13 protein-coding genes and 1 pseudogene are annotated in these 13,322 nt (G+C 57.6%); 5 read left to right on the forward strand and 9 right to left on the reverse strand.

Translation table 11 applies throughout. The features are described 5' to 3' along the window. Positions 1-50 precede the first annotated feature (50 nt). The 4 genes from AABC73_RS23820 to AABC73_RS23835 all read left to right on the forward strand — a co-directional run bounded on the left by AABC73_RS23820 (position 51) and on the right by AABC73_RS23835 (position 3,565). Positions 51-1,865: a penicillin-binding protein activator gene (locus AABC73_RS23820; protein WP_341521223.1), complete on the forward strand. Its 1,815-nt coding sequence runs from the start codon at positions 51-53 to the stop codon at positions 1,863-1,865. After that, positions 1,865-2,236: a YraN family protein gene (locus AABC73_RS23825; protein ID WP_341521224.1), complete on the forward strand. Its 372-nt coding sequence runs from the start codon at positions 1,865-1,867 to the stop codon at positions 2,234-2,236. The genes AABC73_RS23820 and AABC73_RS23825 overlap by 1 nt, the downstream gene beginning before the upstream one ends. A gap of 160 nt (positions 2,237-2,396) precedes the next feature. Continuing rightward, on the forward strand, positions 2,397-2,990 hold the full coding sequence (locus AABC73_RS23830) for a phosphoheptose isomerase (RefSeq protein WP_020292953.1): 594 nt from the start codon (positions 2,397-2,399) through the stop codon (positions 2,988-2,990). Beyond that, positions 2,987-3,565 (forward strand): BON domain-containing protein, encoded by a 579-nt coding sequence (locus AABC73_RS23835; protein ID WP_341521225.1) that lies wholly within the window; start codon positions 2,987-2,989, stop codon positions 3,563-3,565. The genes AABC73_RS23830 and AABC73_RS23835 overlap by 4 nt, the downstream gene beginning before the upstream one ends. Before the next feature lie 140 nt (positions 3,566-3,705). On the opposite strand, the gene AABC73_RS23840 is transcribed toward AABC73_RS23835, so the two are convergent. The 8 genes and pseudogenes from AABC73_RS23840 to rplM form a co-directional block, all read right to left on the reverse strand. Beyond that, complete coding sequence (locus tag AABC73_RS23840; RefSeq protein ID WP_331149993.1) at positions 3,706-4,119, reverse strand: ClpXP protease specificity-enhancing factor; 414 nt, start codon at positions 4,117-4,119, stop codon at positions 3,706-3,708. A gap of 17 nt (positions 4,120-4,136) precedes the next feature. Next, entirely contained in the window at positions 4,137-4,754 is a 618-nt protein-coding gene (locus AABC73_RS23845; RefSeq protein ID WP_331149998.1) for a glutathione S-transferase N-terminal domain-containing protein, read from the reverse strand. 231 nt (positions 4,755-4,985) lie between these two features. Further along, positions 4,986-5,768, reverse strand: a complete 783-nt coding sequence (locus tag AABC73_RS23850) for a cytochrome c1 (RefSeq protein WP_341521226.1) — start codon at positions 5,766-5,768, stop codon at positions 4,986-4,988. Continuing rightward, positions 5,768-6,979 (reverse strand): cytochrome bc complex cytochrome b subunit, encoded by a 1,212-nt coding sequence (locus AABC73_RS23855; protein WP_341521227.1) that lies wholly within the window; start codon positions 6,977-6,979, stop codon positions 5,768-5,770. Before AABC73_RS23855 ends, AABC73_RS23850 begins: the two co-directional genes overlap by 1 nt. Continuing rightward, a complete protein-coding gene (petA, locus tag AABC73_RS23860) occupies positions 6,979-7,572 on the reverse strand; it encodes a ubiquinol-cytochrome c reductase iron-sulfur subunit (RefSeq protein ID WP_341521228.1) in 594 nt (197 codons plus the stop codon). The genes AABC73_RS23855 and petA overlap by 1 nt, the downstream gene beginning before the upstream one ends. A 281-nt stretch (positions 7,573-7,853) precedes the next feature. Beyond that, positions 7,854-9,276: pseudogene (gene ltrA, locus AABC73_RS23865) on the reverse strand (group II intron reverse transcriptase/maturase). Positions 9,277-9,764: 488 nt separating this feature from the next. Beyond that, positions 9,765-10,157 carry a 30S ribosomal protein S9 gene (gene rpsI / locus AABC73_RS23870; protein ID WP_020292946.1) on the reverse strand — a complete coding sequence of 131 codons (393 nt, stop codon included), beginning with the start codon at positions 10,155-10,157 and terminating at the stop codon, positions 9,765-9,767. A gap of 14 nt (positions 10,158-10,171) precedes the next feature. Continuing rightward, positions 10,172-10,600, reverse strand: coding sequence for a 50S ribosomal protein L13 (gene rplM / locus AABC73_RS23875; RefSeq protein WP_020292945.1), 429 nt, complete (start codon positions 10,598-10,600; stop codon positions 10,172-10,174). Between the two features lie 246 nt (positions 10,601-10,846). Between rplM and AABC73_RS23880 the strand changes: the two genes are divergently transcribed. Then, positions 10,847-11,884, forward strand: a complete 1,038-nt coding sequence (locus tag AABC73_RS23880) for an NADP(H)-dependent aldo-keto reductase (protein ID WP_341521229.1) — start codon at positions 10,847-10,849, stop codon at positions 11,882-11,884. A 123-nt stretch (positions 11,885-12,007) separates the two neighbouring features. Here AABC73_RS23880 and AABC73_RS23885 read toward each other — a convergent pair whose 3' ends face one another. After that, positions 12,008-13,144: an acyl-CoA dehydrogenase family protein gene (locus AABC73_RS23885; RefSeq protein WP_341521230.1), complete on the reverse strand. Its 1,137-nt coding sequence runs from the start codon at positions 13,142-13,144 to the stop codon at positions 12,008-12,010. Between the last annotated feature and the right edge of the window lie 178 nt (positions 13,145-13,322).

Consider the following 13,322-nt stretch of genomic DNA (forward strand, 5'->3'; position numbering starts at 1 on the left):
CGCTTGGGTACAATTCCCCGCTAATTTGCTCGAGTATCAGGAACATACACATGATCGCTTGCCTGCGGCTGTTCTCTGCCCTCTGCCTCGCTGCCCTGTTGGCGGCTTGTGCCAGCTCGCCTTCGTCCAGCCTTGGCGAACTTCCACGTACCCCTGATGCCAGTATCGAGCAATTGCTCGACCAGGCTGCACAGGCGAAAACTCCGGACCAGGCTGCCTTGCTGAGACTCAGCGCGGCGGATCTGGCCAGCCGGCAGAATGATCCAGGTCGCGCCGCGCAGATTCTCGCGCAGGTAAAGCTGGAACTGCTCAAGCCGGGCCAACAGGTTTATGCCAGCACATTGGCCGCCGAACTGGCGATGGGCCGTAATCAGCCCAAGGCTGCACTTACCGCACTGAACCACCCAAGCCTGCAACGCCTCGGCGAGTTGTCTGTCGAGCAGCAAGTACGCACCCACACGGTTCGGGCGCGAGCACTGGAAGCTGACGGCCAGACCATGGCCGCGATCAGCGAACGTGTCTTCGTCGGCCCGCTGCTGCAAGGCGCCGAGCTGAGCGCCAACAACGATGCCATCTGGGCATTGGTTGCCGCGCTGCCGCCTGAGCAACTGCAAAGCACTGCCAACGATGACGTCGGTGGCTGGCTGAGCCTGGCGCGCGCCGTCAAAGGTGCCGGCACGCTGGAGCAGCAACAGGCTGCCATCGACAACTGGAAAGCACAGAATCCAAAGCACCCGGCCGCCGTGCAGTTGCCCGCCACACTGGCGCAACTGCGCGCATTGACCAGCGAACCGCTGACCAAAATCGCCCTGCTGCTGCCCCAGGAAGGCCCGTTGGCGGCAGTTGCCAAGGCGCTGCGCGAAGGCTTCATGGCCGCGCACTACCAGGCGCAGCAAGCCGGTCAGAACCCGCCTTCGATTCAAGTCTTCGACAGCTCGCGCCTGACCTCCATGGACGAGTTCTACCGCCAGGCCAAAGCCGCTGGCGTGCAACTGGTGGTCGGCCCGCTGGAAAAACCACTGGTCAAGCAACTCAACGGCCGCGAGCAATTGCCAATCACCACCCTGGCGCTGAATTACAGCGACGCCGGTGCTGAAGGCCCGCCGCAACTGTTCCAGTTCGGCCTTTCCGCAGAAGACGAAGCCCGTGAAGTGGCACGTCGTGCCTGGGCTGACGGCAAGCGCAGCGCTGTTGCCATGGTACCCAAAGGCGAATGGGGCGACCGTGTACTGGAAGCTTTCCGTCAGAGCTGGCAGGCCAAGGGCGGTACATTGATTGCTGCCGAACACGTTGATCAGCCGGTTGCGCTTGCCCAGCAAGTCGCCGAACTGTTCCAGCTGCGCAATAGCGAAGGTCGCGCCAAACGCCTGCAAAGCACCGTAGGTACCGATGTCGCTGCGCAACCGTCGCGCCGCCAGGACATTGATTTCATGTTCCTCGCCGCCACACCGCAGCAGGCCCAGCAGATCAAGCCAACCATGGTTTTCCAGTACGCTGGCGACGTTCCGGTCTATGCCACTTCGCACCTGTTCACCAACAGCAACGATCAGGCGCAGTACATGGACCTCAACGGCGTGCGTTTCTGTGAAACCCCTTGGTTGCTCAACGCCAATGACCCGCTGCGCCAGCAAGTGATCGCCCAATGGCCGCAGGCTGCCGGCAGCCTGGGCCGTCTCTACGCCATGGGTGTCGACGCTTATCGTCTGGCGCCACGCCTGAGCCAACTCAAGACCCTGCCAGAAAGCCGTATCGACGGCCTCTCCGGCAGCCTGAGCATGAACCCGGGTCGTCGTATCGAACGTCAATTGCCTTGGGCCGAATTCGTTGATGGCAAAATCCAGCGCCTGCCGGACACTGCCCCCTGATGCAAGGCGGCACCGGCAAGCAAGCAGGGCGCGAGGCTGAGGCCAGCGCCCTGCTGTATTTACAGCAGCAGGGAATGCAGCTGATTGCACAAAATTGGTTATGTAAACGAGGCGAGCTCGATCTGGTCATGCTCGACGGAGATACAGTAGTATTCGTCGAAGTTCGCTACCGGCGCCATTCCGGCTGGGGCGGAGCGTTGCACAGTGTGGATTTTCGCAAGCAGCAAAAAGTCATTCTGGCGGCACAGCTGTTTTTGCAACACCAAACGCGCTGGGCGGATTCGCCCTGCCGCTTTGACGTAGTGGCCATCGAAGGCGAACCGGGCTCCGGCGCTCCTCTGAACTGGCTTAAAAGCGCTTTCGACAGCTGAGTTGCAATGCCTGCAATGCCGACTCTGAATCACGTACCGCACACCCAATACCGATTTCGCTCTTCGATTTGCGGGCTGCACAGATGTGTGCCGGGAAGCCTCCAGAATATTCTGGTCAGCGCCCGACCAGCCGCCATACGCTCTAATTAAGGTCACCCAGATGGACATGCAATCCCGAATTCGCCAGCTTTTTCAGGCCAGCATCGATACCAAGCAACAGGCGATGGAAGTCCTTGCACCCTACATCGAGCAAGCCAGTCAGGTGATGGTCAATGCCTTGCTCAACGAAGGCAAAATGCTTTCATGTGGCAATGGCGGCTCGGCGGGTGACGCTCAGCACTTCTCGTCCGAACTGCTCAATCGATTCGAGCGCGAGCGCCCGAGCCTTCCGGCGATTGCATTGACCACCGATACCTCGACCATCACCTCGATTGCCAATGATTACAGCTACAACGAGATCTTCTCCAAACAGATCCGCGCACTCGGCCAGCCGGGCGATGTATTGCTGGCGATTTCCACCAGCGGCAATTCGGCGAACATAATTCAAGCCATCCAGGCCGCACATGATCGCGAAATGATTGTCGTAGCATTGACGGGACGCGATGGCGGCGGCATGGCCTCGCTGCTCTTGCCGGAAGACGTGGAAATCCGCGTACCGGCAAAAGTCACCGCGCGAATTCAGGAAGTCCACCTGCTGGCGATCCATTGCTTATGCGATCTGATCGACAGCCAACTGTTCGGGAGTGAAGAATGACCCTTAATCGCCTCAGCCTGCTGGCTCTGACCCTGTGCCTTGGCCTCAGCGGATGCAGCTCGGTAATCAACGCCAGCCGCGAAAAGCCTATCGAAGATGATCGTGGCACTCGCACCTTCGGCAGCAAGATCGATGACTCGTTGATTGAAACCAAAGTCGCGGTCAACGTCGCCAAGGCCAGTCCTGATCTGGACCAGAATTCGCACATCGTCGTGTCCAGCTTCAATGGCATCGTGCTGCTGGCTGGCCAGACGCCACGCGCCGACCTCAAGCAGATGGCCGAGCAGGCCGCTGCCGCTGTGCAGAAGGTCAAGAAGGTCAACAACGAAATCCAGGTAATGGGCCCCTCCTCATTGCTGGCGCGCAACAACGATGCCTGGCTGACCACCAAGATCAAAAGCCAGATGCTGACTGACAGCGCCATTCCTGCCACACGCATCAAGGTCATCACCGAGAACGGTATCGTCTACCTGCTCGGTCTGGTAACCCAGGCGGAAGCGACCCAGGCGACCAATCTGGTTCAGGGCGTGTCCGGGGTGCAGAAGATCGTCAAGCTGTTTGAATACATTGACTGATATTTGCCGTATTTTTAGCCGAGGCCAATTGACCATTCGGGGACAAGTCCCCTCCTACCGGTTTGCAAAGAGCCGGTAGGACCGGACTTGTCCGGGAAGGCGGCCTCCATGAAAAAGGCGATCCCGAGGGATCGCCTTTTTTATTTCACCACTTTCAGGCTCGGCCGACCGCTGGGGCGCGGCGGCTCGGTTTCCGGTGGCGGACTGTCATCATCCTGCTCGATCTCTTCATCATCCTCGAAGGGAGGCTCCAGATCGAAAACCATACCTTGGCCGTTCTCCCGAGCGTAAATGCCCAGAATCGCCGCCACAGGGACGTACAGGGTGTGCGGCACGCCGCCGAAGCGACCCTCAAAGCTGACCGCTTCGTTATCCATGTGCAAATGACGCACGGCAGACGGTGAAACGTTCAGGACAATCTGCCCATCGTTGGCAAAGCCCTGAGGGACCTGAACCGATGGGTATTCCGCATTGACCAGCATATGCGGGGTGCAATCGTTATCGACGATCCACTCATAAAGAGCACGAATCAGATAAGGGCGACTGGAGTTCATCAACGGCTCCTTAAGCCTTAGCGCATGTCACGCTCAACACCAGACAGACTCGCCTGAAATGCCTCACGCGCAAACTGGCGCTCCATATAATCAAGCAACGGCTTGGCAGGCCGCGGCAACTCGATACCCAGGACGGGTAAACGCCAGAGTATGGGCAATAGACAGCAATCAACCAGACTTTGCTCGTCACTCAGGAAAAAAGCTTTTTCCGCGAACAACGGCGAAACCCCGGTCAGGCTCTCGCGCAGCTCTTTACGCGCCTGAACGCGAGCCGTTTCTTTGCTGCGTGGATCCAGAATCAGATCCACCAGTGCGCACCAGTCACGCTGGATCCGATGGATCAGCAACCGACTGTTGGCACGCGCCACCGGGTAAACCGGCAACAGGGGCGGATGCGGATAACGCTCATCCAGGTATTCCATTACCACCGTCGACTCGTACAACGCCAGGTCACGATCAACCAGGGTTGGCACGCTGCCGTACGGATTCACCTCGATCAACTTCGGCGGATGACGACCCGCAACAACATCAATGATCTCGGCGCTGACACCTTTCTCGGCGAGCACTATGCGCACGCGATGGGAATAGTGGTCGGCGGGGTCGGAGTAACAGGCCAACCGGTTGGTCACGCCCATGGCGGTCCTCCTCGCTTGTTGAATTTATCGAATACAAAAAAAACGAACGCGCCCTGAGGCGCCTCCGATAACGACCGCTTTTGAAGCTGGTGGTCGTCGCGGGCGACAAGATAGCTCATTTACGCAATGTAAATTCTGCAATCTTTGCCGCCGCTACTATACCCGCCCCGCGTTCACTACCTGAAAGAGACGCCCGAGGGCGCGTTTCGTCGACTGTCGGTGTGGCAATTATCAGTGATGAATATCTTTCCAGTACTCGCGTTTGAGCAGGTAGGCGAATACGAAGAAAAACGCCAGATAGAGCAGCACGTAGGTGCCGATCCGCTGATGCTGCAGCTTCACCGGGTTTGCCGAATAAGCCAGGAAGGTCACAAGATTCTTGACCTTCTCGTCAAACTGCTCTTCGTTCAGACTGCCGGTTTTCGGCAAGATGGTCAGCTGATCACAGGCTTCGTGAGTCAGCGGCGAACCGGTCAGCGGATCGTATTGCTTCTTGCCATCTTCCACGACCTGCACTTGCTTGCAGCCGACAACCTGACGACCCTGCAGACCGACCAGCACGTTTGGCATGCCGACGTTCGGGAAGACCTTGTTGTTCACGCCCCAGGGACGCGCCGGATCTTCATAGAACGAACGCAGATAGCCGTAGAGCCAGTCTGTGCCACGAACCCGCGCAACCAGCGTCAGGTCCGGCGGTGCCGCACCGAACCAGGCCTTGGCATCGGCGGACTGCATGCCGATGTTCATGTGATCGCCGATCTTGGCGCCAGTGAGCACCAGCTTATCCAGCATCAGGTCATGAGGAATGCCCAGATCATCCGCAACGCGCTCATAGCGCTGGAACTTGGCACTGTGGCAGCCCATGCAATAGTTGGCGAAGGTTCGCGCACCGTCCTGCATGGCTGCTTTATCAGACACGTCGATATCGACGCTTTCCAGTTCCGGGCCGTGTTCGGCAGCAAACGAAAGCACTGGCAGAGCAGCAAGAATCAATACAGCAAATAGCTTTTTCATCAGCCAGTCACCCTTTCTGGAACCGGTTTGGTCTTCTCGAGCCGGGTATAAAACGGCATCAGAATGAAGTAGGCGAAGTACAGGAAGGTACACACCTGCGACAGCAACGTACGAGCCGGGGTCGGCGCCAGAACGCCCAATACACCCAGGATCACGAAGGACACACAGAACACCAGCAACCAGATCTTGCTCAGCCAGCCTTTGTAGCGCATCGACTTGACGGGGCTGCGGTCAAGCCAGGGCAGCACGAACAGCACCGCAATCGCCGCACCCATGGCGATTACACCCAGGAGCTTGTCAGGAATGGCCCGCAAGATTGCGTAGAACGGCGTGAAGTACCAGACCGGGGCAATGTGCTCAGGCGTCTTGAACGCGTTCGCCACCTCGAAGTTAGGCTTTTCAAGGAAGTACCCACCCATTTCGGGGAAGAAGAACACAATCGAGCAGAAGACAAAGAGGAATACCACCACGCCGACAATATCCTTGACGGTGTAGTAAGGGTGGAAAGGAATGCCATCGAGCGGCACGCCGTTTTCATCCTTGTGCTTCTTGATATCGACCCCGTCCGGGTTGTTCGAGCCCACCTCGTGCAGCGCCAGGATGTGCAGAACCACCAGGCCCAACACCACAATCGGCAAGGCGACCACATGCAGGGCGAAGAAGCGGTTAAGGGTGATACCGGAAATCAGGTAGTCGCCGCGAATCCACTGCGTCAGGTCATTGCCGATCACCGGAATGGCGCCGAACAGCGAAATGATCACCTGGGCGCCCCAGTAGGACATCTGGCCCCACGGCAGCAAATAGCCCATGAACGCTTCAGCCATCAGCGCGAGGTAGATCAACATGCCGAAGATCCACACCAGCTCGCGTGGCTTCTGATAGGAACCGTAGAGCAAGCCACGGAACATGTGCAGATAAACCACGATGAAGAACGCCGAGGCGCCGGTCGAGTGCAGCAGGCGCAAGATCGAGCCGTACTCGACGTCGCGCATGATGTATTCGACGGAAGCAAACGCCTCTTCAGCCGACGGCGTGTAGCTCATGGTCAGCCATACGCCGGTCACGATCTGATTGACCAGGACCAGCAGCGCCAGGGAACCGAAGAAGTAGAAGAAGTTGAAGTTTTTTGGAGCGTAATATTTGCTGAGATGGTCTTCCCACATTTTTGTGGCGGGGAAGCGGGCATCTACCCAATCCATGAACTTGCTCATCACGCTTTCTCCTGATCAACGCCAATGACAATAATATTGTCCGACTCATAGGCATGCGGCGGCACTGGCAGATTCAAAGGTGCGGGTTGCGATTTGTAGACGCGGCCTGCCAGGTCATAGTGCGAACCGTGGCAAGGACAGAAATAACCACCGACCCAATCCTTGCCCAGGTCGGCAGGAGCAACTTCAGGGCGGAAAGTCGGAGAGCATCCAAGGTGCGTGCAGATACCGATCAGCAGCAGGATTTCCGGCTTGATTGATCGCACAACAGGATCGACGTAAGTGGGTTGGACCGAATTCTTGGATTCGGGGTCGGACAACTGGCCTGTAATTTTGCCAAGATTTCCAAGAATTTCCTGGGTGCGACGGACGATGAAAACAGGTTGACCGCGCCATTCAGCAATCATCTGCTGTCCTGCTTCGATCTTGCTGATATTCACCTTGACCGGTGCACCCGCGGCTTTCGCCTTGGCACTGGGAAACCATGACCCCACGAACGGGACCGCAGCCCCCACCGCTCCTGCTGCGCCAACCACAGATGTGGCCGCCACGAGGAAGCGACGCCGGCCTGCATTCACGCCGTCATTGCTCATTCCGTCCTCTCCCATCAGCTTTGTGGCCTGTTAAATCAGGCGTCTACTTAAATAAAATTTAGCTGTTATAAATTTTGCCGAATGGTAATGAAAAACCCTTCATTACACAAGGGAATTGCGTTTAGACAAAAAGCCGCAGCCCTTGTATTTCGCGGCTTTCACGGATGAGTCACGTTGTCACACCTAATAGCCACCTACATAATAGACGCCATCGAGTAGGAGGCGGCCTCACAGCCGCCGTCCTCTCACACCACCGTACGTACGGTTCCGTATACGGCGGTTCAGGTTATGCGACTAAGCCGGTTTATCGTATCCAGTATCGAGACCAGCCCAAGCTGATCCCACAGTTTCTTCGGCAGCGCCTGATTCATATGTGACGCTCCCGAGTTCCACCATGGGCCACGGCCATTGAACGCTGATTTGCAAGCCCGCTCTTCTTTGAGTCCCAGGCGTATCAGGCTGCGCGCCCTCGTTGAGGGCCACTTCCATTGACGCCATAGGACGCATCGAAGTCTGCGTCGGACCCAGCCGTCCAGTTCCTCAAGTGGTTTCCTGCTCTGGCTGAACTTGAAATAGCCTGCCCAACCGCGCAACACCGGGTTGATTCGCTCGATGATCGTAGCCATCTTGCAACCCTGTGCGCCTTGCAGCAGCTCTTTGAGCCGGTCGCGCAAGCGATTTAGGCTCATCGACGCCACTTTCAGCCTCGGCTGTTTATGCCAGCTCATCCCATAACCCAAGTAATCACAGACCCAGGGCCGCGCCACACGGCTCTTCTTCCGATTCAGCGCTAGTTTCAGCCGCTGATTCAGGAAGCGCTCAACCCCGGCCAACACCCGTTCGCCAGCACGACGGCTACGCACATAAATGTTCGCATCATCGGCATACCGCACGAAGCGATGACCCCGTCGCTCCAGCTCACGGTCAAGTTCGTTGAGCAGGATGTTCGACAGCAACGGCGAGAGCGGGCCGCCTTGCGGCGTCCCCTCCTGCCGTCGGCTGACGATCCCGCCCGACATGACTCCAGCCTCGAGGTAGCGGCGGATCAGCCTGAGCACTTGCTTGTCTTCGACTTGACGCTCGACGTAGGCCATCAATACATCGTGATTGACCCGATCAAAGAACTTCTCCAGATCGAGCTCCACGCACCAGCGGTGACCCGCCGCCACATGGGCACGGGCTGTTTCGATGGCTTGATGAGCGCTTCTACCCGGACGAAAACCGTAGCTGTAATCCGAGAACAGAGGATCGAAAATCGGCGTGAGCTGCTGTAGCAAAGCCTGTTGGATCAGACGGTCCACGACACAGGGGATGCCTAGCTGCCGTGTTCCACCTTTGGGTTTAGGGATTTCGACGGCGCGCACACCTTGCGGGTGATACTCGCCGGCCAGCAACCGAGCCTTGAGGATCGGCCAATACTGATTCGTGTAGTCCGCCAGTTGCTCCACCGTCATGCCGTCGGCACCCGGTGCGCCCTTGTTGCTGACCACGCGTTGATACGCACGCCGCAGGTTGGCGGGTGCAAGCACCCGCTCCATCAGCGTGTCCGGCTCCGCGTTCGTCCACGTCACAGACGCCGCCGATGCCTGCGCACTGCCAGCCGCAAGCCCTGGATTCTGTCCAGAACTTGGGGTTACAGCCCTCTTGTCGAGAGATTTCTGCTTTTCGGACATTCGACGAGACTCTGACGTCTACTGGCGGCATAACCTGTTCGGCCCTTCATCGGCCCGGTTACGGCGATTACTACGGCTTCAGCTGACTTCTGCACACTCATCCCGTCGCCTCTCGGCGCTCGGTAGCACAGTGGCAAGCATGCAGATCTCCCAGGGTAATTCGCGCGACCTTCCTGCTTATGCCCGTCGGATATACGTCACAGCGTTCCGTGCAAGTATTGGGCTTTGACGATTATGGCCGTCTTACCCCACTGTGCCGCCTCATCCGCTTCCTGTTCGTCAGGCCAGCATTTTGCCTCGGGCTTCCTTCAGATTCGCAGTCACCCGCGACACCCTTGCCTCTGGCTAACACTTCCCCTTGCCGGGTGTGTAGAGGACTTGCACCTCCAAGTCGTTTGGCTCACCACCACAGTGAGCTAAACAGCGCCAGTCACGGCGCTACGCGCCATGCCTGGCGCACCATAAAAAAACGCCCAGCTCCGTGAGGAGGCTGGGCGTTCTTTTTGAACGAAGTGCGAATTAACGCTTCGAGTACTGCGGACGCTTACGCGCTTTACGCAGACCGACTTTCTTACGTTCAACTTCGCGAGCATCGCGAGTAACGAAGCCAGCTTTGCGCAGAGCGCCACGCAGGGTTTCGTCATACTGCATCAGAGCGCGGGTGATACCGTGGCGGATTGCGCCAGCTTGACCACTCACACCACCGCCAATCACGGTGACGTAGATGTCGAACTTCTCGACAGTCTCAGTCAATTCCAACGGCTGACGAACTACCATGCGGGCAGTTTCACGGCCGAAGAAATTTTCCAGCGAACGGTTGTTGATGGAGATATTGCCAGTACCCGGACGCAGGAAAACGCGTGCGGTTGCGGTCTTGCGACGGCCAGTGCCGTAATTTTGAGTCGCCGACATAATCAACTATTCCGTTAAAACTTCAGTTCTTGGGGCTGCTGAGCAGTATGAGGGTGTGCAGTGCCCGCATAGACTTTCAGCTTACGATACATGTCGCGACCCAGCGGGTTCTTAGGCAGCATGCCCTTGACCGCGGTCTCGATCACGCGCTCAGGAGCTTTGGCGATCAGCTTTTCAAAGTTGATCGACTTGATCCCGCCCGGAAAACCGGAGTGTGAGTAGTAGATCTTGTCGGTGGTTTTAGCACCGGTAACGCGGATTTGCTCAGCGTTGATAACGACGATGTAGTCGCCAGTGTCAACGTGCGGAGTGTATTCCGGTTTGTGTTTGCCACGCAGACGGCTGGCGATTTCAGTAGCCAGACGACCGAGGGTCTGGCCAGCAGCGTCGACGACGAACCAGTCGCGCTTAACTGTTTCCGGTTTAGCAGTATAAGTTTTCATTAATTAGCCTCAGGGGCCGCCCTGATAAATTGAGACGGCGGATCTTACTGAATAGTGCGTACTTTGACAAGGTCAAAGGCAGCCGAAAACAGCCGTTATCGAGGGCTCGGGTCGACACGTTCGGTTTACGGCAAGATTTCTCAGGCAAATGGCGCATCACTTCCACTGCAAAGAGCCGCGGAATTATGCCGATTGCGAAAAAAATTTCAACCTGCTTTTATGTTTCCCTCACCAAAGGAGACGCAAATGGATTATCGCCAACTCGGCAGAACCGATCTCAACGTCAGCGCAATCTGCCTTGGCACCATGACCTGGGGCGAGCAAAACAGCGAAGCTGAAGCCTTTGCCCAGATCGAACGTGCCAAAACGGCTGGGATCAATTTCCTCGATACCGCCGAGATGTACCCCGTCCCGCCAAAGCCGGAAACCTACGCCAGCACCGAGCGCATCATCGGCAACTGGTTCAAGAAACAGGGCGACCGCGCCGACTGGATCCTGGCCAGCAAGATCGCCGGCCCCGGCAACGCCATCGAACATATTCGCGGCGGCAATCTCAAGCACAACCGCGAACACATTGTTGCCGCCCTCGACGCCAGCCTGGCGCGCCTGCAGACCGATTACCTGGATCTGTACCAGCTGCACTGGCCGGAACGCAGCACCAATTTCTTCGGCAAGCTGGGCTACACCCATTCCGATGAAGACTTCACCCCTCTGGAAGAAACCCTCGAAGCGCTGGACGAACAGGTCAAGGCTGGCAAGATTCGCCACATCGGCCTGTCCAACGAAACGCCGTGGGGCACCATGAAGTTTCTGCAACTGGCCGACAGCCGCGGCTGGCCTCGTGCGGTGTCGATCCAGAACCCGTACAACCTGCTCAACCGCAGCTTCGAAGTCGGCCTGGCGGAAGTCGCGATTCGCGAACAGTGCGGCCTGCTGGCTTATTCGCCACTGGCGTTCGGCATACTCTCAGGCAAGTACGAAGGTGGCGCGCGTCCGGCCAAAGGTCGTCTGAGTCTCTACAGCCGCTTCACACGCTATTTCAACCCGCAATCCGAGGCAGCGTGCAGTCGTTACGTGGCTTTGGCCCGTGAGCACGGCCTGGAGCCGACACAGATGGCGCTGGCATTTGTTACCCGCCAGCCTTTCGTGACCAGCAACATCATCGGCGCCACCACGCTTGAGCAACTGGACAGCAACATCGCCAGTTTCGAGCTTGAGCTGTCCGAAGAAGTGCTGGCCGGGATCGAGGCGATCCATAAGGATCATCCGAATCCTGCGCCGTAATCATTTTCGGACATTACTGTGGGAGCGAGCTTGCTCGCGAAGAGGCAGAACCATTCGCTGAATTATCCAGCGTCCGGCAATAAGCCTTCGCGAGCAAGCTCGCTCCCACCATCACACTCCCCATCACAGACTGCGCGCCACAATCTCTTTCATGATTTCGTTGGTGCCCGCATAAATCCGCTGCACCCTCGCATCCGCCCACGCCCTGGCGATCGGGTATTCCCACATGAAACCGTAGCCGCCATGCAGCTGCACGCATTCGTCGAGCACCTTGCATTGCAGGTCGGTGGTCCAGTATTTCGCCATCGCCGCAGTTGGCACATCCAGTTTCCCCTCCAGATGCAGCTCCAGACAGCGATCGACAAACACCCGGCCGATCTGCACCTCAGTGGCGATTTCCGCCAGCTTGAAGCGGGTGTTCTGGAAATCAGCAATCGCCTTGCCGAACGCCTTGCGCTCACGGGTGTATTCCAGCGTCCATTGCAGCGCAGCTTCAGCCGATGCCAACGCGCCAACCGCCACGGTCAAACGCTCCTGCGGCAATTCCTGCATCAAATAGGCGAAGCCCATTCCGGCCTGACCGAGCAGGTTTTCCTTGGGCACGCGAACATCCTGAAAGAACAACTCCGACGTGTCCTGAGCCTTCATTCCGACTTTCTCAAGACGTTTACCCTTGGCGAAACCCGGCGTGTCCGCCTCAACCAAAAACAGACTGGTGCCTTTCGCGCCAGCCTTGGGGTCGGTCTTGGCGACGACGATCACCAGGTCCGCCAGATAACCGTTGGTGATGAAGGTTTTCGAGCCGTTGATCACGTATTCATCGCCGTCCAGCACAGCGGTGGTTTTCACGCCTTGCAGGTCGGAGCCAGCGCCGGGTTCAGTCATGGCGATGGCCGTGACCATTTCACCTGATACCAGTTTCGGCAGATATTTCAGCTTCAGCGCTTCGCTGCCGTAATGCAGGATGTAAGGCGCGACGATGTCCGAATGCAGGGAAAATCCGATGCCGGTCAAACCCAGGCGTCCGATTTCTTCGATCACCACGGCACTGTAGAGAAAGTCCGCCGCCATGCCGCCGTACTCTTCCGGCAGATGCGAGCACAGCATCCCCTGCTCGCCCGCCTTGCTCCAGAGCTGGCGATCGATATAGCCCTGCTTCTCCCATTGAGCATGGAAAGGCACGGCCTCCTGCTCAAGAAACTTGCGCACGCTGTCGCGAAAAAGTTCGTGCTCTGAGCTGAACAGGGTTCTGGGAATCATGCGGCACCTGAAGGATGAGAAAGGCGGGATTGGCTTGCAGAGCCTATGCCCATGAAGCGAGCGAGGACACTGGACACATCCGACAAAAAATAAGACGATCCAGCCACTGCTTGACCACTTTCCCATATAAGAACAACAGAATATGTCGACTCAATCCTCCGCCCCGCTGCGGCGTATC

It is taken from the genome of Pseudomonas sp. G.S.17, from assembly GCF_038096165.1.
Taxonomy (GTDB): domain Bacteria; phylum Pseudomonadota; class Gammaproteobacteria; order Pseudomonadales; family Pseudomonadaceae; genus Aquipseudomonas.

Coding starts and splice junctions, on each gene's coding strand:
- AABC73_RS23820 (WP_341521223.1), top strand. CDS start 51: ATGATCGCTTGCCTGCGGCTGTTCTCTGCCCTCTGCCTCGCTGCCCTG.
- AABC73_RS23825 (WP_341521224.1), top strand. CDS start 1,865: ATGCAAGGCGGCACCGGCAAGCAAGCAGGGCGCGAGGCTGAGGCCAGC.
- AABC73_RS23830 (WP_020292953.1), top strand. CDS start 2,397: ATGGACATGCAATCCCGAATTCGCCAGCTTTTTCAGGCCAGCATCGAT.
- AABC73_RS23835 (WP_341521225.1), top strand. CDS start 2,987: ATGACCCTTAATCGCCTCAGCCTGCTGGCTCTGACCCTGTGCCTTGGC.
- AABC73_RS23840 (WP_331149993.1), bottom strand. CDS start 4,119: ATGAACTCCAGTCGCCCTTATCTGATTCGTGCTCTTTATGAGTGGATC.
- AABC73_RS23845 (WP_331149998.1), bottom strand. CDS start 4,754: ATGGGCGTGACCAACCGGTTGGCCTGTTACTCCGACCCCGCCGACCAC.
- AABC73_RS23850 (WP_341521226.1), bottom strand. CDS start 5,768: ATGAAAAAGCTATTTGCTGTATTGATTCTTGCTGCTCTGCCAGTGCTT.
- AABC73_RS23855 (WP_341521227.1), bottom strand. CDS start 6,979: ATGAGCAAGTTCATGGATTGGGTAGATGCCCGCTTCCCCGCCACAAAA.
- petA (WP_341521228.1), bottom strand. CDS start 7,572: ATGAGCAATGACGGCGTGAATGCAGGCCGGCGTCGCTTCCTCGTGGCG.
- rpsI (WP_020292946.1), bottom strand. CDS start 10,157: ATGTCGGCGACTCAAAATTACGGCACTGGCCGTCGCAAGACCGCAACC.
- rplM (WP_020292945.1), bottom strand. CDS start 10,600: ATGAAAACTTATACTGCTAAACCGGAAACAGTTAAGCGCGACTGGTTC.
- AABC73_RS23880 (WP_341521229.1), top strand. CDS start 10,847: ATGGATTATCGCCAACTCGGCAGAACCGATCTCAACGTCAGCGCAATC.
- AABC73_RS23885 (WP_341521230.1), bottom strand. CDS start 13,144: ATGATTCCCAGAACCCTGTTCAGCTCAGAGCACGAACTTTTTCGCGAC.